Annotated in this window: 22 protein-coding genes and 1 tRNA gene; 4 read left to right on the top strand and 19 right to left on the bottom strand. The window is 73.7% G+C overall.

Translation table 11 applies throughout. The features are described from left to right. The first annotated feature begins 8 nt into the window (after window positions 1–8). A complete protein-coding gene (gene hasP, locus R2E43_RS22005; protein ID WP_093456358.1) occupies window positions 9–911 on the top strand; it encodes a 3-hydroxyasparagine phosphotransferase in 903 nt (300 codons plus the stop codon). 76 nt (window positions 912–987) lie between these two features. On the opposite strand, the gene R2E43_RS22000 is transcribed toward hasP, so the two are convergent. The 15 genes from R2E43_RS22000 to R2E43_RS21930 form a co-directional block, all read right to left on the bottom strand. Continuing rightward, entirely contained in the window at window positions 988–2,835 is a 1,848-nt protein-coding gene (locus R2E43_RS22000; RefSeq protein WP_093456359.1) for an ABC transporter ATP-binding protein, read from the bottom strand. Between the two features lie 39 nt (window positions 2,836–2,874). Next, on the bottom strand, window positions 2,875–3,876 hold the full coding sequence (asnO, locus tag R2E43_RS21995; RefSeq protein ID WP_003975576.1) for an L-asparagine oxygenase: 1,002 nt from the start codon (window positions 3,874–3,876) through the stop codon (window positions 2,875–2,877). Between the two features lie 57 nt (window positions 3,877–3,933). Further along, window positions 3,934–5,337 carry an alkaline phosphatase family protein gene (locus R2E43_RS21990; protein WP_030871209.1) on the bottom strand — a complete coding sequence of 468 codons (1,404 nt, stop codon included), beginning with the start codon at window positions 5,335–5,337 and terminating at the stop codon, window positions 3,934–3,936. Continuing rightward, on the bottom strand, window positions 5,334–6,494 hold the full coding sequence (gene eboE, locus R2E43_RS21985) for a metabolite traffic protein EboE (protein ID WP_011028848.1): 1,161 nt from the start codon (window positions 6,492–6,494) through the stop codon (window positions 5,334–5,336). Before eboE ends, R2E43_RS21990 begins: the two co-directional genes overlap by 4 nt. A gap of 6 nt (window positions 6,495–6,500) precedes the next feature. Beyond that, window positions 6,501–7,370 (bottom strand): TatD family hydrolase, encoded by an 870-nt coding sequence (locus tag R2E43_RS21980; RefSeq protein ID WP_011028849.1) that lies wholly within the window; start codon window positions 7,368–7,370, stop codon window positions 6,501–6,503. After that, window positions 7,367–8,065 carry an EboA domain-containing protein gene (locus R2E43_RS21975; protein ID WP_030871213.1) on the bottom strand — a complete coding sequence of 233 codons (699 nt, stop codon included), beginning with the start codon at window positions 8,063–8,065 and terminating at the stop codon, window positions 7,367–7,369. Before R2E43_RS21975 ends, R2E43_RS21980 begins: the two co-directional genes overlap by 4 nt. Further along, on the bottom strand, window positions 8,062–8,934 hold the full coding sequence (locus R2E43_RS21970) for a sugar phosphate isomerase/epimerase family protein (RefSeq protein WP_011028851.1): 873 nt from the start codon (window positions 8,932–8,934) through the stop codon (window positions 8,062–8,064). Before R2E43_RS21970 ends, R2E43_RS21975 begins: the two co-directional genes overlap by 4 nt. Beyond that, the gene (locus tag R2E43_RS21965) at window positions 8,931–9,806 is read right to left on the bottom strand and encodes an SCO3242 family prenyltransferase (protein WP_011028852.1); all 876 of its coding nucleotides are present in this window, start codon (window positions 9,804–9,806) and stop codon (window positions 8,931–8,933) included. Before R2E43_RS21965 ends, R2E43_RS21970 begins: the two co-directional genes overlap by 4 nt. Next, window positions 9,803–10,969 (bottom strand): inositol-3-phosphate synthase, encoded by a 1,167-nt coding sequence (locus R2E43_RS21960; RefSeq protein WP_332056496.1) that lies wholly within the window; start codon window positions 10,967–10,969, stop codon window positions 9,803–9,805. The genes R2E43_RS21965 and R2E43_RS21960 overlap by 4 nt, the downstream gene beginning before the upstream one ends. Before the next feature lie 49 nt (window positions 10,970–11,018). After that, window positions 11,019–11,816, bottom strand: coding sequence for a hypothetical protein (locus tag R2E43_RS21955; RefSeq protein ID WP_003975569.1), 798 nt, complete (start codon window positions 11,814–11,816; stop codon window positions 11,019–11,021). A gap of 67 nt (window positions 11,817–11,883) precedes the next feature. Then, window positions 11,884–13,164 (bottom strand): FAD-dependent monooxygenase, encoded by a 1,281-nt coding sequence (locus tag R2E43_RS21950; protein WP_016326492.1) that lies wholly within the window; start codon window positions 13,162–13,164, stop codon window positions 11,884–11,886. 43 nt (window positions 13,165–13,207) lie between these two features. Further along, window positions 13,208–14,200 (bottom strand): beta-ketoacyl-ACP synthase III, encoded by a 993-nt coding sequence (locus R2E43_RS21945; protein ID WP_003975567.1) that lies wholly within the window; start codon window positions 14,198–14,200, stop codon window positions 13,208–13,210. Beyond that, window positions 14,197–16,020: an acyl-CoA dehydrogenase family protein gene (locus R2E43_RS21940; protein ID WP_332056495.1), complete on the bottom strand. Its 1,824-nt coding sequence runs from the start codon at window positions 16,018–16,020 to the stop codon at window positions 14,197–14,199. The genes R2E43_RS21945 and R2E43_RS21940 overlap by 4 nt, the downstream gene beginning before the upstream one ends. A gap of 49 nt (window positions 16,021–16,069) precedes the next feature. Further along, on the bottom strand, window positions 16,070–17,290 hold the full coding sequence (locus R2E43_RS21935; RefSeq protein WP_003975565.1) for a beta-ketoacyl-[acyl-carrier-protein] synthase family protein: 1,221 nt from the start codon (window positions 17,288–17,290) through the stop codon (window positions 16,070–16,072). Next, window positions 17,287–17,532, bottom strand: a complete 246-nt coding sequence (locus R2E43_RS21930; protein ID WP_011028857.1) for an acyl carrier protein — start codon at window positions 17,530–17,532, stop codon at window positions 17,287–17,289. The genes R2E43_RS21935 and R2E43_RS21930 overlap by 4 nt, the downstream gene beginning before the upstream one ends. Before the next feature lie 297 nt (window positions 17,533–17,829). Between R2E43_RS21930 and R2E43_RS21925 the strand changes: the two genes are divergently transcribed. The 3 genes from R2E43_RS21925 to R2E43_RS21915 all read left to right on the top strand — a co-directional run bounded on the left by R2E43_RS21925 (window position 17,830) and on the right by R2E43_RS21915 (window position 19,098). Then, window positions 17,830–17,902 (top strand) — tRNA-Arg (locus R2E43_RS21925). A 114-nt stretch (window positions 17,903–18,016) separates the two neighbouring features. Then, window positions 18,017–18,349, top strand: coding sequence for a hypothetical protein (locus R2E43_RS21920; protein ID WP_332056494.1), 333 nt, complete (start codon window positions 18,017–18,019; stop codon window positions 18,347–18,349). Continuing rightward, window positions 18,346–19,098 (top strand): hypothetical protein, encoded by a 753-nt coding sequence (locus tag R2E43_RS21915; protein ID WP_037897949.1) that lies wholly within the window; start codon window positions 18,346–18,348, stop codon window positions 19,096–19,098. The genes R2E43_RS21920 and R2E43_RS21915 overlap by 4 nt, the downstream gene beginning before the upstream one ends. A 103-nt stretch (window positions 19,099–19,201) precedes the next feature. Here the strand turns inward: R2E43_RS21915 and R2E43_RS21910 are convergent, their stop codons facing one another. The 4 genes from R2E43_RS21910 to R2E43_RS21895 form a co-directional block, all read right to left on the bottom strand. Further along, window positions 19,202–19,573, bottom strand: a complete 372-nt coding sequence (locus R2E43_RS21910) for a hypothetical protein (protein ID WP_030871233.1) — start codon at window positions 19,571–19,573, stop codon at window positions 19,202–19,204. 234 nt (window positions 19,574–19,807) lie between these two features. Next, window positions 19,808–19,954 carry a hypothetical protein gene (locus tag R2E43_RS21905; protein ID WP_234328702.1) on the bottom strand — a complete coding sequence of 49 codons (147 nt, stop codon included), beginning with the start codon at window positions 19,952–19,954 and terminating at the stop codon, window positions 19,808–19,810. A gap of 101 nt (window positions 19,955–20,055) precedes the next feature. Then, window positions 20,056–21,294 carry a tyrosine-type recombinase/integrase gene (locus R2E43_RS21900; protein ID WP_063739124.1) on the bottom strand — a complete coding sequence of 413 codons (1,239 nt, stop codon included), beginning with the start codon at window positions 21,292–21,294 and terminating at the stop codon, window positions 20,056–20,058. Further along, entirely contained in the window at window positions 21,294–21,626 is a 333-nt protein-coding gene (locus R2E43_RS21895; RefSeq protein WP_234328703.1) for an XRE family transcriptional regulator, read from the bottom strand. Before R2E43_RS21895 ends, R2E43_RS21900 begins: the two co-directional genes overlap by 1 nt. Between the last annotated feature and the right edge of the window lie 224 nt (window positions 21,627–21,850).

Genomic DNA, 21,850 nt, shown 5'->3' with positions numbered 1-21,850 from the left:
AGAACCCGTTGAAGACCGAGTCCGATGTCCAGACCGGTGCGCCGACGGCCGCCGACGGCGCGCTGATCGCGCTGGCCCGTGAGGTGTGCCCCGGCTTCGCCCCCGGGGAGGTCGTCTACCGCAGCCGCACCTCGCTGGTGGTGGGCGGCGAGCTGGACGGCGTCGAGGCGCTGGCCAAGGTGCGCACGCCCGACTGGCGGCGCCAGTGCCTGCGCGAGATCGACACCTACGACCTGTTCGACGCGGTGCCCCCGCCGGTGCCGGTGCCGCGGCGGTTCGCCTCCGACCGGGAGCGGGCCGTGCTGGTCATGGAGCGGCTCACGGGAGAGGTGCTGGCGCCGGACCGGTTCCCGGTCACTCCGGTCTCCCGGGAGGACCTGGCCGGGGTGCTGGAGGCCGTGGAGCGGCTGCGGCACTGGCGGCCCGCGGCGGCCGGCGCGTGGGCGGTGGACTACCGGGGGATGCTGGAGGGGGTGCACGCCCAGGGCGTCTTCGACGACGCGCACTGGGCGGACCTGCTCCGGCTCCTCGAACTGTCCGGTGAGCCCCGCGAGTTCGGCCACGGCGACCTGGTGCTGGCGAACGTGGTCCGCAGCCGGGGCCGGCAGGTCCTGATCGACTGGGCGAGCAGCGCCCTGTACCTGCCCGGACTCGACCTGGCCCAGCTCTGGATGCTCCTCGGCGACGTCCCCGGGGCGCGGGCCCGCATCGAGGTGGAGGTGGCCGACCGCGCCGACGACCGGGACGGGATGATGCCGTTCCTGGTGAACCTGACGCTGCTGCTGTACCGCGAGCGCCGCGCCCACCGGCGGTTCACCGACGACGCCTCGCGGGCCCGGGCGGTGGGGCTCGACGCCGCCTGGGAGCTGACCCGGCACCGCGTCCGGCAGTGCCTGGCGACGGTCGGCTGACCGGCCCGGCGCACACGAAGGGGCCTCCCGGTGAAGTGCGCCGGGAGGCCCCTTCGTGTGGGGGGGGGAAGGCGGTCTACTGGATGAGCAGTTGGTGGCTGGCCAGCTCCCGGTAGAGGGGGCTGGTGCCGGTGAGTTCCTCGTGCCGGCCCGCGGCGACGACCCGGCCGTGCTCCAGGACGACGATCTGGTCGCTGTCCACGACGGTGGACAGCCGGTGGGCGACCACGAGCAGCGTCCGGTCGGCGGTGACGGTGCCGATGGCCTCCCGCATCAGGGCCTCGTTGCGGGCGTCGAGGTTGCTGGTCGCCTCGTCGAGCAGCATGATCGGCGGCGCGGCCAGGAAGGTGCGGGCCAGCGCCAGGCGCTGCCGTTCGCCGCCGGACAGCAGGACGCCGCCCTCGCCGACCTCGGTGTCCAGGCCCTGCGGCGCCCGCTCGATCACGCCCATGAGGTTGACCGAGCGCAGCACCTCCCGCATGTCGTCGTCGGTGGCGTCGGGCGCGGCGAGGGAGAGGTTGTCGCGGACGGTGCCGGCGAGGACCGGCGCCGACTGCTCGACGTAGCCGAGGCGTCCGCGCAGTTCGCGGCGGGGCAGGTCGCGTACGTCGGTGCCGCCGACCCGGACGGTGCCGGAGGTGACGTCGTAGAACCGTTCCACCAGCGACAGGAGGGTGGACTTGCCCGCTCCGGAGGGGCCGACGAGCGCGGTGCGGGTGCCGCGGGGGACGGCGAGGGAGACGTCCCGCAGGACCGTCTCGCCGTCGCCGTAGCCGAAGCTGACGCCCTCGAACTCGATCGCGGGCGGCCGCGGTTCCGCGTCGGCGGGCTCGGTCCCGGGCCGGGTGCGTTCGCGCACCGTGAGCGGTCCCGCGACGGCGTCGGTCTCCTGCGGCAGGTCCACCATCTCCTCGATGCGCTGGAGGGCGCCCAGCCCGGACTGGAGCCGGGAGTAGGCGGTCAGCGCGCGGCCGAGCGGGAACCACAGCATGAACAGGAAGAGCACGAAGGCGACCATGTCGCCGACCTGGATGGCGCCGCTGGCCACCCGGGCGCCGCCGAGGCCGAGGACGACGAGGAACGCCACCTGGATGGTGGTCGAGGTGATCGGGTTGATCATCGCCTGGAGCCGGGCGATGCGCATCCCGGCGTGGTAGGCCTGCTGCGCGTACCCGTCGACGGCCCTGCCCTCGCGTTCCTCGGCGCCGCTGGCGCGGATGGTGCGCACGGCGGAGATGGCGCGCTCGACGGCGGAGGTCATCTCGCCGATCCGGTCCTGGGCGTCGCGGGAGGCGCCCCGCACCCGCCGGGAGAGCCCGACGACGGCGAGGACGCCGAGTCCGAGGCCGAGGGCGGTGGCCGCGAACAGGGTGGGGTCGATCAGGCACATCATGAGCGCGGAGCCGCCGACCATGACGACGTTGGTCACGGTGTCGAAGAGGCCGGAGGTGACCACCGCGCGCAGCATGGTGGTGTCGGCGCCGACCCGGGAGAGCATGTCGCCGGTGCGGCGCTGGTCGTACTCGGTGATGGGCAGCCGCAGCAGCCGGGCCACCAGCCGGCGGCGGGCGGTCAGCACGAGCCCTTCGGCGGCCCGCTGGAGCAGGTAGTCGCGGACCCCGCCGAGCACGGCCACCACCACGAGGACGCCGATGAGCAGGGCCACCAGCCGCCCCACCGGCCTGTCCGCCTCGATGTCGGCCAGTACGTCCCGGGTCAGCACCGGCTGGCTGAGGGTCAGCAGGGTGACCACCAGGGAGAGCACCGCGACGATCCCCAGCGTCGGCCAGTAGCCCTGGAGATAGGGGAACAGGGAGCGCAGCCCGACCTTGCGGACCGGCGGGGCGGGCGGTCCGGGCTCCGGCGCGTTCTTCGCGCCGGTCTTCCGGGCGGGCGGTCGCTCCCTGGTCTGCGTGCTCGTCATCGCACTCCTACTCATGTCTCACTGCGGGGGCTTGGCCGGTCAGGCGGGCTGCGGGGCCGCTCCGAGCACGTAGCCGTCGGCCGGCCGCATCGCGCGCGAGCGGCGCAGGTCGGTGAGCACGAAGGTGCGCTGGAGCCAGCGGTCGGTGCCGTCGTAGCGGGGGGTGAACTCGGTGCGGCCGTGCACGGTGACGCGGTTGTCCACGATCGCCAGCTCCCCGGGCAGGAGGCGGTGGGTGACGGCGGTGGCGTCGAAGTGGGCCTGGAGTTCGCGCAGGGCCTCGGCGGCCCGCTCGGTCACCGGCTCGGTGGCCGCCAGGTCCACCCGCAGGTCGGGGTCCGAACGGTCGCCGAGGAGTACCGGTGCGGGTGCCTCCTCGGGGCCGCTCAGCTGGAAGGAGGGCGGCGGCGCGGTGCGGAACTCCGGTGCCCACAGGGCGTCCACGGTGGAGTCGGACAGCAGCGGCAGCACCCGCCGCACGCACGCGGTGCGCAGGCCCGCCCGGCCCGTGGGGTCGGCGCGCAGGCACAGCAGCATCACGAAGTCGGGGCGGTGCTCGTGGAAGGCGTTCTCGTTGTGGAACGTCAGCAGGGTCGAACCGGCGTTGCCCTGGAACTCCTCCATGCCCGGCACGGGGACGACGTCCTGTACGAGGGCGCCGTTCTTCTCCGGCAGGAACGCGCCGGGGTCGCCGAGCCCGCAGGCGGTCATCAGCAGCACGGCGGCGCCCAGCGAGGCCTCGCGCTGCACGGAGCCGTTGACCCGCGGGGTCGGCGGCAGCCCCATGGAGTCGACGGGCAGACCGCGCAGCACGATCGCGCCGTCCGGTCCCGAGTCCCGGCGGAATCCGGCGAGGTCCCGGCGCAGGGTCGCCGGCCAGGCGTGCCAGGCGTTCCTGGCCGCCTCGACCCATTCGGCGTCGTCGGGCCGCCCGGTCGCCTGCGTGGCGAGTTTCCAGGCGATCTCCTCGACGAGTTCCGCATCCGACTGATCCAGCGTCACGTCGTAGCGCGACGCCGGTCCCGCGGCATTCGCAGCCATGGGCAGAGCCTCCGTCCACCGTCGTTTTGTGTGTACTCGGGACGCTATGGGCCGTCGTTATCGGCCGCGTATCGAGTGAGCATGGGGAGAGATCCCGGCCAGGGAGAGCAGCAGTTCCTTGACCTCCGTCGCGGCGACCAACTCCCCCAGCGGCGCGTCCGGGTCGGAGACCAGCAGCACCGGCGCGTCCTCGGGGCGGCCGGGCAGGCGTCCGTGGCTGCCGCGGACCCGGGAGCCGTCCAGGGGGACGACGTTCATGGTGTAGCGCAGCCCGAGCTTCTTGCGGGCCAGCGCCGCCGCCGCGCGGAGCCGGGCCTTCGCCGGGGCGTGGTGGTCGAAGCCCAGCTCGGCCGGGTCGTAGCCGGGCTTGCGGTGGATCTCGACGGTGCGGGCGAAGTCCGGGGCGCGGGCGTCGTCCAGCCAGTAGTAGTAGGTGAACCAGGCCTCGGGCCGGGCGACGGCGACGAGTTCACCGGCCCGCTCGTGGTCGAGGCCGTGTTCCTTCTTCCCGGCCTCGCCGAGCACCTCGGCGACGCCGTCCAGGCCGTGCAGCAGTTCCTCGACGCGCGGCAGGTCGGCGGCGTCGCGCACGTAGACGTGGGCGACCTGGTGGTCGGCGACGGCGAAGGCCCTCGACGTCCAGGGGTCCAGGTACTCCATGCCGTCCTGGGTGTGCACGGCCAGCAGCCCGGCCCGGCGCAGCGCCCGGTTGATGTCGACGGGCCTGCTGACCGGGGTGATGCCGTACTCGCTCAGCACCACGACTGTGACGCCGTCGCGGCGGGCCTCGTCGAGCAGCGGTGCCAGGGTGCGGTCCAGTTCGGCGGCGGCCCGGCGGGCCCGGCGGCTGTCCGGGCCGAAGCGCTGGAGGTCGTAGTCGAGGTGCGGCACGTAGACGAGGTTCAGGTCGGGCTTGTGGGCGCGGTGCAGATGGCGGGCCGCGTCGACGATCCAGCGGGAGGAGGCGAGGTCCGCGGTGGGCCCCCAGTAGTGGAAGAGCGGAAAGGGCCCGAGGCGGCCGGTCAGCTCGTCGTGCAGGGAGGCCGGGTGGGTGTAGCAGTCGGGCTCCTTGCGGCCGTCGGCGTAGTAGACCGGCCGGGGCGTCACCGTCCAGTCGACGTCGGCGCCCATGGCGTACCACCAGCAGACGTTGGCGACGGTGTAGCCGGGGTGCAGCGCGCGGGCCGCCTGCCACACCTTCTCGCCGCCGACGAGCCGGTTGTGCTGCCGCCACAGCAGTACCTCGCCCAGGTCGCGGAAGTACCAGCCGTTGCCGACGACGCCGTGCTCCGCGGGCGGCCGGCCGGTCAGCAGCGTGGACTGCACCGAGCAGGTCACGGCGGGCAGCACGGTGTCCAGGCGGGCGCCGGTGCCGGCGTCGCGCAGCGCCGAGAGGCGGGGCATGTGGGCCAGCAGGCGCGGGGTGAGCCCCACGACGTCCAGCACGAGCAGGCGCTTCACGGGGTGCTCTCCTCCGTCAGGCCGAGGGCGGTCAGGGCGGAGCGGGTCCAGGCGAGTTCACCGGCGATGCCGTCGACGAGGCCGCCGCCGTCGGGTGCGCCGGGCAGCACCGGCCAGGTGTAGGTCTCGACCTCCACGTGGTCGGTGAGCGCGGTCGGCCCGCCGAGCAGGGTGGTCAGCGCGGCGACCAGTTCGGGGCGGGTGCTGCGCAGGGGCGGCGGCAGGTCGCGCTGGACGGGCACGTGGTAGTGGATCCGCCAGGCCGCGTCGCCGTTCAGCGCGCCCCCAAGCGCCTCGGGCAGGTCGTCGACGGCCGACGGGCCGCCCGGCGCGGCCTGCCGCGTCTGGTGCAGGAACCGCCGCTCGGCGAAGGCGGCCAGCGCGGCGCGGGCGGCCGGGTCGGCCGGCCGGTCGGCGTGCACCGCGCAGGACGCCTGGGTCTTGACGACGGGCAGCGCGGCGGCCAGCCGGGTCAGCGCGGGCCCCGGCTCCTCGAAGGCGACGGCGAGGTGGCAGGTGTCGACGCAGACGCCGAGCCGTTCGGGGTCCGCGCCGGCGAGCCGTGCCACCGCCTGGCCGGTCGTCTCGATCAGGCACCCGGGCTCGGGTTCGAACCCGACGCGCACGGTGCGCCCGGTGTCCGCGTTGAGCGCCGCCAGCCCCTGGGAGAGCAGGTCGAGGTGGCGCCGGGCGAGGTCGTCCCGGCGCGGGGTCCAGGGTGTGCGCCAGGCCAGTGGCAGCGTGGAGACGGAGCCGCGGGCGGCGTCCGGCGGCAGCAGCTCGGCCAGGACGCGGGCGCAGGCCAGGGTGTGGTCGAGGCGGGGCCGCTCGGTCCAGTCGGGCCGGTAGACGGCCTTCTTGACGGTCGGGGCGTGGAAGCCCGCGTAGGGGAAGGCGTTGAGGGTGACGACCTCGATGCCGCGCAGGTCCAGTTCCTTGCGGAGCAGGTCGAGCGCGGACCGGTCCGCGGCCAGGGCCGTCACGACCGGTGCCGCCAGCCACAGTCCGAGGCCGATCCGGTCGGCGCCGAGCCGTTCGCGCACCGGCTCCCCGTAGCGGGCCAGCTGGGCCAGGACGCCGTCGAGGTCCTCGGCCGCGTGGACGTTGGTGCAGTAGGCCAGGTGGACGGTGGTGCCGTCGCGGTGCCGCAGGCGCACGGCCCGTCACCTCTCCCCGCGGCGGATCGAGCTGCCCTCGAACTCCGCGCGGACGCCGGAGGCTTCGGCGCCCTCGGGGCCGTCGAGTTCGAGGCGCCCGCTCTGCCCGTAGAAGGCGACCGGATTGCGCCACAGCACCTGGTCGACGTCGTCCTCGCCGAAGCCGGCGGCGCGCATGGCGTCGGCGGTGCGGCGGGTCTTCAGCGGGTCGCTGCGGCCCCAGTCGGCGGCGGAGTTGACGAGGATCCGCGCGGTGCCGTACTCGCGCAGCAGCGCGACCATGCGGTCCTCGCTCATCTTGGTGTCGGGGTAGATCGAGAAACCCATCCAGCAGCCGCTGTCCGCGACGGCGCGCACGGTCACCTCGTTGAGGTGGTCGACGACGACCAGGCCCGGGTCGATGCCGGACTCGCGGACCACGTCCAGGGTGCGGCGGGTGCCGTTGGCCTTGTCGCGGTGCGGGGTGTGCACCAGGACGGGCAGGGCGTGCCGCACGGCGAGTTCGAGCTGCACGGTGAACGCCTTGTCCTCCTGCGGCGTCATCGCGTCGTAGCCGACCTCGCCGACCGCCACCACCCGGTCCCGGACCAGGTAGTCGGGCAGGACGTCGAGCACCCCGGCCAGCCGGGGGTCGTTGGCCTCCTTGGGGTTCAGGGCGAGCGCGCAGTGGTGGCGGATGCCGAACTGCTCGGCCCGGTAGGGCTCCCAGCCGAGCAGCGCGTCGAAGTAGTCGGTGAACGAGCTGACGCCGGTGCGCGGCTGGCCCAGCCAGAAGGCGGGTTCGACCAGCGCGCGGACCCCGGCGGCGGCCATCGCCTCGTAGTCGTCGGTGGTGCGGGACGTCATGTGGATGTGCGGGTCGAAGATGCGCGTCACGCCGTGGCCTCCGTGGATACGCGGTGGGTGTGCAGGTAGGCGGCGACGTCGGGCGGGAGTGCCCGTCCCGCGGCGCGCCGCTCGGCGGCGAAGTCGGCCATCATCCGGTCCAGTTCCGCGTCGGCACGTGCGTCCAGCGCGGCCACCAGGTCCAGCGGGACGCCGACGAACACGCATTTGAGGACGGCCTGCCGGAAGGCGTGCGCACCGAGCCGGAGGGCGCCGTACGGGCCGACGGCGGCGGCGATCAGCCTCGGGTCGTTGCACCGCAGCGCGTCCTCGACCAGCGGCAGCCCCAGGTCCCCGAGGTCGCCCGCGGCCTCCAGCAGCGACAGCGACCGCAGGACGGCCCGCCGTTCGGGCCCGCCCCCGACCCGGTACAGCCGGGAGACAACGGCCGCCAGCGCGGCACCGCGCACCGGAAGCGCGGCGAGCAGCAGCACGCGCGCGGCGTCGTCGACGCTCCACCCCGCGCCCAGCCCCGTACCCGCATCCGCACCCGCGCCGGCGTCGAGCGCGCCCCGACCGCACCGCCGGGCGGCGACCGCGAACGTCCCCTCGACCTCGCCCGGCTCGCACCGCACCGCCGCGCACGCCTGCTCCAGCCACGCGGCGGCGTCCGGGGCGAGCGCGCGGTCCAGGGCGCCGGCGAGGGCGTCCGGCAGGGACCGGGGTCCGTCGCCGCCGGGGTTCACGCGGCCGCTCCCCGGGTCGCGGGGCGGGCGCCGGCGTCGGCCGCGCGCAGGAAGTCCAGGGACCGGCGGGCCACCTCGGGGGCGGCGTGGCTGTGCCGGGGCAGCTCCACCGAGACCAGTCCGCGGTAGCCGGTGGCGGCCAGCGCGGACAGCACGGGCGGGAAGTCGATCTCCCCGCTGCCGAACTCCAGGTGCTCGTGGGTGCCCCGGCGCATGTCCTCGATCTGCACGTTGACCAGCCGGTCGGCGACCCGCCGTACGCAGTCGGCGACCGGCTGCGGCTCCAGGCAGCGGCAGTGCCCGATGTCCAGGGTCAGCCCCAGCGGGTGCGGGCCGCCGAGCCTGCGGCACAGTTCGTCGTAGGCGTCCAGGGTGTCCACGAACATGCCGGGCTCCGGTTCGAAGCCCAGCACGACCCCGGCCCGCGCGGCGGCCTCGACGACGGTGCCGCAGCCGGCCAGCAGCCGGTCCCAGACCACCTGCCGGGGCGTGTCCGCGGGGGCGGCGCCGCTCCAGAAGGACACGGCCTCCGCGCCGAGGTCGGCGGCGATCCGCACGGCCCGCAGCAGCAGGTCGACCCGGCGCCCGGCGCCCTCGGCGGACATCAGCACCGGCTGGTGCTTGCGCCAGGGGTCGAGCACGTACCGCCCGCCGGTCTCGACGACGACGGCCAGCCCCAGCCGGTCCAGCCGCGCCGCGAGCCGCCGCAGCCGGTGCGGCAGGTCGTCGGCGAACGGGTCGAGGTGCCGCGGGTCCAGGGTGAGTCCGACGCCCTCGTAGCCCAGATCCGCGAGGACGGCCAGGGCGTCCTCCAGCGGATGGTCGCCGAAGCCGTTGGTGCCGTACCCGAATCTCGTACCGGCGCTCATGTGGGGGACACCTTTCTGCCCAGTCGTCGGGCCCACGGGAGGGCGCAGGCCAGCGCGGCGCCGGCGGCGCCGCGTCCGGCGGTCGCGGTCAGCGCCGCCTGGAGCGGGATCAGCGCGTGGATGCCGGCCGCCACCGCCCGCCGCACCTGCGGCGCGGCCGGACTCCGCGCGGCCGCGAGCTGCGCCGCCGCACCCCCGTACGCGTACACGGCCGTCAGGCCCGCGGCCAGGACCCGGTCCCGGGCCGGCCGGCGGCGGCCGCGCAGCAGTACGGCGGCTCCGACCGCCCCGCCGACGGCGAGCGACTGCCGGGGCACCGCGCGGGGCGCACCGCTCACCTCGTACCGGCTCAGCCGGGTGACCATGCCGGTGTGCAGGGCGACGGTGGCCGCCGCCGGCAGCGCCCGGCGCAGTCCGCCCGGTCCCGCGCCGCCCAGGACGTTCAGCGCGCGGGCCGCGGCCATCGCGGCCGCACCGGCCGGGGTGGGCTTGAGCACGAGGTCGTACGCCCAGACGACACCGGCCAGGGGCAGCGCCGTGGCCAGGCCCCGGCGGCCGCGGGACAGTGCCGCGAGGCCGAGCCCGGCCGCGGTGAGCCCGCAGCCGACCGCGCGGGCCGCGGCCGGGCTCACCGCCCCGGAGGGCACCGGGCGTTCGGGCCGCTCCACCGCGTCGAGGTCGCGGTCCGCGTAGTCGTTGAGCGCCATCCCCGCCCAGTACAGGCAGACCGACGAGGCCGTCATGCCGAGCAGTCCGGGGCCGAGCGGCCGCCGGGCCGCCGCCGCTCCGGCGAGGACGTCCCCGGGCACCGACAGCGCGGCCGGGGCCCGGACCAGGCGGGCCAGGTCGTGCACCCGCGGCAGCGCACTCACGCGGGCGCCCCCACCGAGCGCGCCCAGCCGGCCAGGCTCGCGTACTGCGCGGCCAGGTCGTGCTCGGCGGAGCCCACCGGATCCTTGAAGAAGAAGCCCAGCTCCGGCACCGGCCCGGCGACGCCTGCGTGGTGCGCGAGGGCCATGAACCGGGCCAGGTCCAGCACGAGCGGCGCGGCCAGCGAGGAGTCGCAGCCCTGCCACGTGAACTGAAGGGTCATCCGGGCCCCCAGGAACCCCTCGAACGTCACGTGGTCCCAGGCGGTCTTCCACTCCCCGAGGTCGGGAACGTGGTGGATGTGCACGCCGCCCTCGACGGCGTGGCCCAGCTCCGCCTCCAGCACCAGGCCCTTGGAGGCGTTCTTGCTGACCACCCGCTCCGGGTCGGCGAGGGTGGCCCCGTCGCCGCCGCCCAGCAGGTTGGTGCCGGACCAGGAGCGCACCCGCAGCGCCCGGCGCGCGAACATCGGCGCGAGCACCGACTTGACCAGGGTCTCGCCGGTCTTGCCGTCGCTGCCGGCGTAGGGCAGGCCCTGTTCCCGGGCGAGTTCGTCCAGCGCGGGCAGGCGCGCTCCCGTCGACGGGGTGAAGTCGACGAAGGCGCAGCCGGCCCGCAGCGCCGCGTAGGCGTACAGGGAGCTGACGGGCAGCGGCCGTTCGCCCCGCGCCAGCGCCTCGCGCAGGGCCGCCGCCGAGGCGTGCGCCGGGTGCGGCACGGCCGGCGGCTGGGTGGAGGAGACGTTCACGACGACGACCCGGTCCAGACCGAGGCGCTCCCGGAAGCCGGTGAGGTCGGCGACGATCGCCCCGGCGGCCGACGCCTGGTCCGGGGTGCCGTCGCCGCCCTCCTCCGTGCCCGGCGGCGCGGGTCTGATCTCGGCGTCGGCCGCGTCGAGTTCCGCGGTCAGCACACCCGGCAGGCCGCGGGGCACGACGCCCGCCTCGGCGAGCTGCTCGGCCCGTTTGACCAGGCCGGTGCCGACGACGTCGTGGCCGCCGAAGACCAGCTCGTCGAAGCCGGGCAGCGGCACGCCGTCGAAGGCCTCGAGCGCGCTCACACAGCCGGTGGCCGGCACCAGCCCGGCGCGCAGCGCGGCGGCGCCGACGACGGTCGTGGTGGCCACCGAGCCGCGGGCACCCACCAGCCAGATTCCGGTACGCATGATGTCTCCTCCTGTCCTTGCCGTTGTCCTCGCCGCGGCGCCGGGTCCGTCAGCTCATGCCTTCGGGCAGCGGGTAGGACAGGAAGTCGCGGTCGAGCCGGTGCACGCTGCGCGGCAGCCACTTGGCGGCCTCCCGGGCCACGACCCGGCGCGGCAGCGGCTCCTTGACCTCGAACTGGGAGGGCTTGGCGATGGTCTGGATCGCCCACGCCATCGCGTTGATCGGGGCCATCCGCTCCCAGCGGTGCCTGCTGATGTCCAGCAGCATCATCGACCGCATGAAGATGAACCAGATGTGGTACCCGGGCGGCGGGTTGCCGTTCATGGTGTGCACCGGGCGCTCGCGGCGGGGGTCGTTGAGCACGCCCTGGGCGAAGTCCGCGAAGGCGCCGACGATGCCGTGGCCGTAGGGCCGGTAGTAGGTGTCGAAGACGCCGAGCTGGGCCTTGGAGAGCACCTGGAGCGGGCCCTTGATGGGGGTGACGTACTCGATGAAGTTGTTCGGGTAGTCGCTGGTGGCGGCCATGGCCATCCAGGCGTCGAAGATGGCCCGCTCCCAGCCGTCGCCGAGCGCGGTCTCGATGTCGGTGAACGCCTGCTCCAGCTCCGGGCCCACGTTGTAGAGCGTGGTCTCGTCGAACATGTACCAGAGTTCGTTGGCGCGGCGGTCGCCGAGCATGCCGGGTACGTCGGGGAAGTCGTCGTGGCCGCGGTGCGGGGTGACGGGGCGCTCGGCGGCACCGGCCGGAGCGGCGCCCAGCAGACCGGCGCCGGCGCCGAGGCCGACGGCCGCGGCACCGCCGAGGGCGGTGGTCATCAGGCGCCGCCGGTCGAGGTGGTTCGACATGGGTTCTCCTTGGTTCTCTCGCGCGGGCAGGGTGGGCTCGGGGGTGGGTTCAGGGGGTCGCGGCGGGCTACGGCGGCGGCAGCGGTGGGAGGCCGGCCTCGGCGTCGTGGCGCTGGATCCAGGACACGTCCTCGACGAGGGACGACATCGTGCCCGTGGACTCGGTCCCGTCCTCGTCGGGCCGCAGCCGCTGGGAGCCGCCGCCCCGCGAACCGAGCTGGACCCGGGTGGTGTGCGGCCTGCGGACGCCCTCGTAGGCGTCCAGCGCGGCCGCGATCGCCCGCCGGGCGGCGGGAACGGAAGCGGCGGCTGCGGCGGGAGCGGAAGCGGCGGATACGGCTGGAGCGGAAGCGGCGGATACGGAGGCCGAGGGGTCCGGGCCCGTCGGGGCGTCCAGGCAGTGTGCGAGGACCGCCGCGTCCTCGACGGCCTGGCTGACGCCCTGGCCGTGGTGGGGCAGCATCGGGTGGGCCGCGTCGCCGAGCAGGGTGACGGCGCCCGCGCTCCAGCGGGCCAGCGGCTCACGGTCGTACAGCGCCCAGCGCCGGGACTCCCGCACCGCGGCCACCAGGGACTTGACGTCGGTGTTCCAGCCGTCGAAGCGGGCGGCCAGTTCGTCCAGGTCGCCCGGGGCGCTCCAGGACTCCAGGCGCCACCGCGGGTCGGGCACGACGGCGACGAAGGTGAGGAACCGCCCGCCGCGCACCGGGTAGACCAGCATGCGGGCGTCCGGTCCCGCCCACACCAGGAGCGTGTCACCGGGCAGGCCGGGAACCTGGTCGCGGGCGACGACGCCGCGGAAGGCGCTCTGGCCGGAGAAGACGGCGGTGTCGGGCCCGGCGAGGGTGCGGCGCACCACGGAGTGCGCCCCGTCCGCGCCGATCAGGACGTCCGCGCCGGCGGTGGAGCCGTCGGCGAACTCCAGCCGGACCCCGCCCCCGGTCTCGGTGAACCGTTCGAGCCGGTGCCCGGCCCGCACCGTGCCGGAGGGCAGCGACTCGGCGAGCATGGTGTGCAGGTCGGCCCGGTGGATCGTGTAGTACGGCGCCCCGAACTCGGCGAGCCATTCCTCGCCCATCGGCTGCCGCACCAGGGTGCCCCCGTGCGACCAGTCCCGCACCTCCATGCCCGCGGGCCGTACACCGAGGGCGCGCAGCCGCTCGCCGAGGCCCCAGCGTTCCAGAAGGCGGCTGCCGTTGGGGCCCAGGTGCATGCCCACGCCCGCTTCCCTGAGTTCCGGCGCCTGCTCGTAGACGCGTACCTCGTGGCCCTTCCGGGTCAGGGCGAGGGCGGCGGCGAGTCCGCCGATGCCCCCGCCGACGACTGCGATCCGCAGCTTCGGCACCACGTTGTCCCTTCCTCTCGTGCGCCTGGTTCGTCGCTCGGTCCGGTCAGCTCCGCTGGTCCTGGACGGGTTCCGCGCCCGACCAGACGACGGCGGCGGAGCCCCAGGTCAGCCCGCCGCCGAAGGCGGTCAGGAGCAGGCGGTCCCCGGAGCCGATACGGCCCTGCGCGGCCGCGTCGGCCAGCGCGAGGGGGATGGACGCGGCGGCGGTGTTGGCCACGTCCGCGATGTTCGACACCACCCGCTCCGGGGGCAGCCGCAGCCGCTTCGCCACCGAGGTGAGGATGCGGAGGTTCGCCTGGTGCCCGACGAAGGCGTCCACGTCCGCCAGGTCCCAGCCCGCGTGCGCGGCGGTGGAACGCGCCGACTCCGCCATGGTGGTCACGGCACGGGTGTAGACGTCGCTGCCGCGCATGGTGAGGTACGCGCCGTCCGGCGGGATGGTGATCAGCTCGTCGCCGGTGCCGTCGCTGCCGAGCTCGGTGTGCAGCACGGCGCCCGGGTCGCCGGTGTCGCCGCGCTCCAGGAGCACGGCGCCCGCGCCGTCGCCGAAGACGACGGCGGTGCCCCGGTCGTCGGGGTCCACGATCGAGGAGTAGACGTCCGCGCCGATGACCAGGGCCCGGTCGCAGGTGCCCGCGGTGATCATCGCGCTGGCCACGGACAGCCCGTACACGAAGCCGGAGCACACGGCGGACAGGTCGAACGCGGCGGCGGCCCGCAGCCCGAGCCGGGACGCCACCCGGGGCGCGGTGGCGGGGCAGCGCCGGTCCGGTGTGGTGGTGGCGAGGAGGACGAGGTCGCAGTCGTCCCGTCCGGCGGACTTCAGCGCGGCGGCCCCGGCGGTGACGGCGAGGTCCCCCGTGGTGGTCCCGGGCGACACCCGGCGCCGGCGCTCGATGCCGGTACGGCTGTGGATCCAGGCGTGGTCGGTGTCCAGGTGCCGCGACACCTCGTCGTTGTCGACCACGGTCTCCGGCAGACAGGTGCCCACCCCGGTGACGACGGCCCCGGCCCGACCGCCGCGCGCGGCGCTCACGGGCGTACTCCGGCCTGCACGGTGCCGGGGGCCTGCACGGTGCCCGGGGCCGGTCCGGTACCCGGGCTCGGTCCGGTACCCGGGCTCGGGACGGTGCCGGCATGGGCCGCGGCGGTGCCGGCATGGGCCGCGGCGGTGCCGGCATGGGCCGCGGCGGCGTGCCGTTCCGCGAAGTCCGGGTGGGCGATCGGGGCGCTGATCAGGCCCTCGGGCACGGCCAGTTCGCGCAGCAGCGCGTCGGCGTCGAGGGGGGCGCCCGCCGCCTCGTGCCGGGCCGCCTCGAACCCCAGGAGGGCGTCCTGGTCGAGGATCCCGGCCCGCAGGGCGGCCAGCGCGTGTTCCAGCACGCAGACCGCCGCGTACTGCGCGAGCAGCCGCTCGGACAGCGGGGTCGATGCCTGCCGGGCCCAGTGGCCGATCGCCAGCGTCTGGTGGACGGCACGGCTCCACTGCGCGCTGGCCTCACCGGCGCCGTCCCGCTCCACCCGGTCGAGCAGGACGTCGCAGACGGCCCGCAGCACCCGGACGGCGTCCAGCCGTCCGGCCCCGGCGACCGCCTCGTCCAGCACCCGGTCGAACTCCTCGCGGTGGCGCAGGGCGAACCGGGTCGCCTGGTAGCCGAGGACGGTGTTGTCACCGCCGAAGGTGACCGCGATCTCGTAGTCGTGCAGCAGCGGCGCGATCTGGTTGGCGTCGTGGTAGCCGAGCCCGCCGCACAGCTCCCGGGTCTCGGCCAGCGTGTGCCGGGCGTCGCCGGTGCAGCCGGACTTGCCGCACGAGATCAGGGCGTGCAGCACCTGGTCGCGGGCCGGTGCTCCCTCGGCGCTCCGGGCCACCGCCACCTCGGCCAGCGCCGTCATGGCGTGCCGGGCGGCCAGCGAGCGCCCCACGGCCGCCGACAGCCGCATGCGGTAGTGCTCGTGGCCGATCAGCGGCCTGCCGAAGGTCTGTTTGACGGCCGCGAACCGCGTGGTGATCGCGCAGGCGAGCAGTTGCGCGTACGCCGCTCCCACCGACGGGAAGAGCCGCTCGTGGGTGAAGGTGGCCAGGCACTCCTCGAACCGCCGGTGGCGCGGCAGCGGGGACCGGTAGGTGCCGTCCTCGTCGATCGACGCCCAGCGGTTCATCAGCGCGGACAGCGGCAGCCGGTGGTCCGTGAAGGTCAGTACGCCGGTCTGGTTGGCCGTGACGCCGCCCTTCGGCTCGGCCCGGCCGATGCGCACGCCGGGCAGTACGGCCCCGGCCTCGCGCAGCGGTACCCGCAGCCAGTGGTGTCCCTCGTCGCGCCCGCCGACCTCCAGCCGGGCCAGCACCATGGCCACGTCGCCGGTGTGCAGGCTGTTGCCGGTCCACACCTTGCTGTCGGCGGGCCGGGGCGTGTTCAGCACCAGGCTCCGATCGTGCGGGTCGTAGACCGCGGTGGTCCGCACCCGCTTCAGGTCCGAGCCGGCGAGGAGTTCGGAACCGGCGAAGCAGTACATCCGCTCCATCGCGTCGATCTCCCCCGCCCAGGCGTCCAGTTGCTCCGGACCGCCGTGGCTGAGCAGCGCGTCGCCCGCGATCTGGTGCGAGACCAGGACGTTGAGCAGGGACAGGTCGTACGCGCCGATCCAGCCCATGGTGCGCAGGAACTCCGGGAAGCGGGCGCTGTCGCCCCGGCCCAGCCAGAGGGAGTTCGCCGCGAAACCGGCGCCGTTGAGGAGCCGCGCCCGGCGCAGCGTCAGCAGGCTGTAGTCGAGGACGCTCAGGTCGTCCGGTCGGATGGTGGCGAACTCGGGCCCGGAGAGGACACGGGCCAGCTCTTCTTCGCGTTGCGTCATGGGCTCTCCAGGGGAGGGAAGCTCGGATCCGTGGACGCCGTGGCGTCGTTCAGCCGGCGTCCAGCACCAGCGCGCAGTTGCTGCCGCCGAACCCGAAGGAGGTGCTCACGGCGACGTTCCCGTCGTGCCGGCGCACCCCGCCGAGGACCAGGTCCAGCTCGGGCAGGCCGGGGTCGGCCCGCTCGGTGTGCGCGATCGGCGGCAGCACGCCGGTGCGCAGGCTGCGCAGGGTCAGTACGGCCTCGATGGCGCCCGCCGCGCCGAGCGTGTGGCCCAGCAGGCCCTTGTTCGCGGTGACGGACGGGCCGTGCGGGAAGAGGCGGGCGATGAGCCGGGCCTCCGTCAGGTCGTTCTGCGGGGTCGAGGTGCCGTGCGCGTTCACGGTGGTCACGTCCCGCACCGACATCCGCGCCGCCGCCAGCGCCCGCTCCACGGCGGCCGCGGCGCCCGCACCGTCCGGCCGGGGGGCCGTCGGATGATGCGCGTCGGAGGTGTCGGCATGCCCGAGCAGCCGCCCCAGCACCTCCGCTCCCCGCGCCCGCGCCTTGGCCGGCTTCTCCATGACGACGGCGGCGGCACCCTCCGACATCACGAAGCCGTCGCGGTCGGCGCCGAACGGCCGGGAGGCGTCGGTCGCCTTCTGTTCGGACAGCGCGCCCATCCGGGCGAAGCCGGAGACGACGAGGGGGGTGACGGCCGCGTCCGTGCCGCAGACGACGACCGTGTCGCAGACACCGGCGTCCAGCAGCGTCTTGCCGAGCCCGAACGCCGAGGCCCCCGAGGCACAGGCGGCGGCCACGGTGTGACCGGGCCCGGTGATCCCGTACCGGGCGCCGATGGTCCCGGCCGCCATGTTGATCAGGGCCCGGGGGTGCAGGTACGGCGACACCATGGCCGCCCCCTGCCGCTCCAGCCGCCGGTGCTGCTCGTCGTGCGTGGTCACGCCCCCGAAGGCGCTGCCCACGACCACCCCGACCCGGCTGCCGTCCCAGCTGTCCGGGTCGAGCCCCGACTGCGCCAGCGCCTCCGCCACCGCCACCAGCGCGAACCGGATGAACGGATCGGTACGGGCGGTCCCGCGCCCGGTCAGCTGCCCCGGCCGCAGCGCGGGCACCCGCAGGCTGTGCCACGCCCCGGTACCGGCCAGCGGCTCGGGGTCACCGCCCTCCAGGGACCGGGCTGCGCACATCGCCTCCCAGGTCGAGTCGGCGTCGGTACCGGCCGGCGTCACCAGCCCGACACCGGTGATGGCGGCGGGCCCCTCGGTCACGCCGCTTCCAGACCCGAGCCGGCCAGCAGGACCACTTCCCCGACGGTGAGATCCGCGATCCGCGTCTCGTCACCGCTGAGGTCCACGCCGGTCTCCTCCTTGATCCGCACGATCAGCTCGGCGACGGCCAGCGAGTCCAGCTCCAGGTTCCGCAGCGAGGCACCGTCCGTGATCTCCGCGGGGTCCACTTCCAGATCCTCGGCCAGAATCCCGTGCACAACCGACTTGGGGTCCGTACTCATCGCGTTCACCTCTGGGGCTCAGGGTTGATTCGACACCTCGAAACGAGAACGGGCTCCACTGTGCTGGCGCCGGATATGCGGGACCTATCGCGCCGTTATCGGGGCACGTGGACGGCTGAGGAGAAAGACGGCCGACCACCGTTCCGCCGCCCCCGGGAGCCCCGTCGCCGTACCACCCCTTCACCGCCCGGCGTGCGACCCGCCCGACCCGCCCGGCCCACCCGGGCCTCCAGGCCGACGTCCGGCGGCCCCAGCAGCCGCCGGGGCTCACCCGCTACACTGTCGCGAGTCACCTTCGCCTCCGTAGCTCAGGGGATAGAGCACCGCTCTCCTAAAGCGGGTGTCGCAGGTTCGAATCCTGCCGGGGGCACAGCAAAGCAGCAGGTCAGAGGCCCTGCCGTCCAAGCGGGCGGCAGGGCCTCTGGTCTCGCAGCACATATATGGCACACATGGGTCCGCACGGCGGGTGGGGAGCAGTCACGAGATGCCTGCGAAGGATGAGCTGGCCCGGCGGCGATACGAGAAGCTGGTCGACCGCCTGGAATCGCTGATGAGGGCCGCACTCAAGCCCCAGCACAAGGGGTACTACGGGCAGCTCGTCCTGAGCAGCAGCGACCTCGAAGAGATGGGCGGGCTGAAGGACGTCCGGCGTGCCGCTCGGGAGGCGGGCCGCCGCCTCGACTGGAAGCCGACCACCACGCTTGTCGGGGGCCGGCTCTTCGTCCTCGACAAGCGCGAGGTGCCCGAGGAGATCGAGCAGCTTGCCGAGGACGCGGCAGCCACGGCGATGGACCGGGCCTGGCGGGAGCATCAGTGAGCCTGGCAGCCCTGCCCGAGCCCGCCGTGGTGCTGGCCGAGACCGACTGGGGTGCCCTGGAGCATGCCTACGGGACGGCGGAGGACACCCCCGCGCAGCTCGTCGCGCTCTTGGACGACGACCAACGCGCGAGATCCCAGGCCCTGGACCACCTGCACCACGTGGTGCACCACCAGAACACTCTCTACGTCGCGACGGTCCCGGCCACGTTGTACGTGGCCGGGATCCTCCACGACCCGCGCACCGCCCTGCCCGTCGACAAGAGGCCCCACGACTTCCCTGGGCCGATGCGCGCCGAGCTGCTGGGGTGGCTGAACTCGGTGGCCGACGCCGCCGGTGACCAGGCCGAGGCAACGATGCGCCGCTTCGGCTTCCCGCCCGAGGAATACCCTCCGATCGTCCGGACCCGCGAGATCCGCCAGCTGCTCTTCTCTGCCGTCTCCGCCTGCTTCGACGACTACGACCTACACGTCCACGAAGCGGCCCTCGCCGCCTGCATTCCACTGTTGGACGATCCCCACCTGCACCGTCACCGGAAGGCCGTGGCCCCACAACTGCGAGAGACGCTGGCCGCCAGCGCCCTGTGGCAGTACCAGGAGCGGGCCGTCGAGGCCCTCTCCTGGTGGGGCGAGGACACTACGGGCCTCAAGGTCCGACGGAACCCGTTCGCGTGGTGCGACGCGTCGCCTAACCCATCGGCGGACGAATGGCACCTTTCCCCGGAGGACCAGGCCGACCTGCCGTTCTGACCGGCGAGTAATCCAAGCCTGAGAGCTCAGCACACCTCGTTGGAGCCGTTGATGGGGGTGGGTTCCCCAATGCTGGGTCGAGGCTCACGAGCAGGGAAGGCAGTCACACGGCACGGAGATCGACTGCCACCGCGACGGCTTGTTTCCGAAGGTGGATGGCCAGGAACTCCATTTCCACGAGCGTGCCGACGAGACCGGATGCGGCAAGTTGAGCGGCGCGTGCGCGCGCCTCACCCATGGGCAGCTCCTGCGCTTCGCGCAGGGCCTTCAGCACCAGGACAAGGCTCGGCGCTTCTCCCGTCAGCCGAAGCTGGGCCGGGCCGTGAACCTGCAGCAGAGCATGTCGGATGTATTCGGGAGTCACGGGGCCGCTGCCCTGCTCGCACCACCCAGCGCGGCAGTCCTCACACCGGCCCTCGCTGCCCCAGCGCAGCCTGCCACGTTCGATGAACTGGCCGACGTCTCGTGTCAGCACGCCGCCGCATTGGTCACAGCGGCCTGTGACCTGTGTTCCTTGTGTGATCATCTCAGGGCTTCAGCCTGCCGACTCGTCCTCAGAAAACTCCCGGCTTCCCCACCTGTTCCAGAGGGTGCGGTGCCACTCGCTGGCGTTCGAACCAGGCCGCTGCACAGAAGGGACTGGACCAGGACCGGTCTCGATGAGGTGCAGCAGCGACCAGGCGACGCCGTAGCAGTCATCCGGGCCAAATCAGCCGGCCAGAGCCTCCGCCTCCTCGGTCGTGACGGGCTGGGAGATGGCTTCGAGCTGCTGGACCCGTCGGTCGATCTCGCCCTCGTCCGCGTTGCAGTCGGGTAGGGGGCCGACTGCAACGAAAGCTCTGACTTCGGGTCTCATGTGCGAATGATCCGCTGCCGGTCCACGCTCGGGCAAGAACGGGGCAGCACCTCAAGGGCGGCTCCCTCGACTGCCGCACCACAGCACGGCTCAGGCACACATCACGCTGCGGGATCCTCCCAGGCAGCCACCGCCTCAGCCGCCTTCCGTGCCCTCTTCTCCGCCTTCGCCAGTTCGGCCTTCGCCTTGGCCAACTGCTTGGAGCGGCGCTTGTGCATCTTCTTCGAGACCTCGTCGAGGCGGTCGGGGAAGAGATGGCCGTACGTGTCCAGCGTCAGCGTCGCGGACTTGTGTCCGAGCATGGTCTGGACGACGTTGACGTCCGCGCCGCTGGCGATGGCGAGGGAAGCCGCCGTGTGGCGCAGCTTGTGCGGCGTGAGCTTGAGGTGGCCGAGGCCCGCTTTGGCGACCGCCGGGGCGAAGAACCGTTGACGGAAGTTCCGGGCCCGTAGCGGTCCGCCCTGCGGAGCCGTGAACAGCAGCTCGTCCTCGCCCCGTCCTTCGACATGGGGCTTCAACTCCTCGGCGAGGAAGCGAGGGATCGGGACGGACCGGCGCTCGTGGTTCTTGGGCGAGTCGAGGTAGAGCTTGCCGTTGTCCTCAACGTACGCCTCGACGATGTGCGCGCGGCAGGCGTCGAGGTCGACGCGCCTCACCTTCAGCGCGGACGCCTCGCCCCAGCGGAGCCCCGTATAGGCCAACAGCAGGATGAAGACCCGATACACCCCCGAAGCGTCGGCGAGCGCTTCGGCTTGAAGGTCGTCGAGGTAGACGTGGTCAGCCGGTACCGGCTTCGGCAGGGGCACGCCGGCGGCTGGGTTGAACGCCAGGCGCCGGGACTTGACTGCGAAGCCGAGTACGCGACTGAGGACGACGTACGCCTTGCGCACCGAACGCGCGCTGAGCTTCCTGCCTCCCGCCGCCTCCCCGGACAGCATGTCCGCGAGCCATTCGGCGACGTCCTCGAAGCGGATGCGGTCCAGGGCCGTCGTGCCCCACTTGGGAATTACGTGGACGTCGAGAACGCCTCGGTAGCGGTTGCGAGTTGACCGCTTGAGGTGGATCTGCGCGGCCAGCCAGGATTCCGCCACCTCTGCAAACTTCACACGCGCCGCGGCCGGGTCACGGTACGTGCCGTCGGAGAGGCGGGACTCGACCCTCGTCCGCTCGGCGTCCGCGTCGACCTTGCGGGCCAGTGTCTTCATCCTGGGTTTGCCGTCAGGGTCGTACCAGCGCACGCGGTAGCGCCCAGGCGGGGTGCGTCCCGTCTTCTTGGCCACTGCCACAGCCCGCACGTACGCCGTGTGCCCCACGCGGTCCTCGATCCAGACGCGCGCCATCAGACCCCTTCCCGGACGCCGTTCGGCACGGCGGTCGCAGAGTCGACCTCCAAGGAAGGCAGCAACAAGGCCAGAGGCGAGACACCGAGTGCGGCGGCGACGGTGACGCGGTCATCGATCTCGCAGCGTCGACGAGCCCTCTCGATGCGGTTGGCGACAAGGTGGGAGCCAGGGCGGCCCAGCGCGGTCATGCGGGAGGCCAGCTGCTGCCGAGTGAAGCCGCACACCGAACGAGCGGCCCCGATATTACGGGCGGCGCGCATTCCGGCCGGCCTGATTTCGATGAGGTGAGTAGCCATGACGGATAGCTGTAACTCGACATCGGCGAGCATGGCAAGAGTTGGTTCTAAAACTCTACAGAACTTGCAGGCGCGGGCACTTCTCTCCGGGAACGGGCGGTTCGATGTATCGAGAATTGCGTGGTACGGTCCCGCGCCGCTACGGCGGTTCCAGGCACAGGCGGTCACCACAGCACACTGCTGGCCTGCCGGTTCTCCGCCGATGATTGCCGAGTGCCCCTACGGGATCTTCCGGCGAGAACCAGGCGGATTGGTGG

It is taken from the genome of Streptomyces violaceoruber (assembly GCF_033406955.1).
In the GTDB taxonomy this organism is placed as follows: Bacteria; Actinomycetota; Actinomycetes; order Streptomycetales; family Streptomycetaceae; genus Streptomyces; species Streptomyces violaceoruber.
The sequence above is the reverse complement of the archived record's forward strand: the minus strand, read 5'-3'. Positions and strand labels throughout refer to the sequence as shown.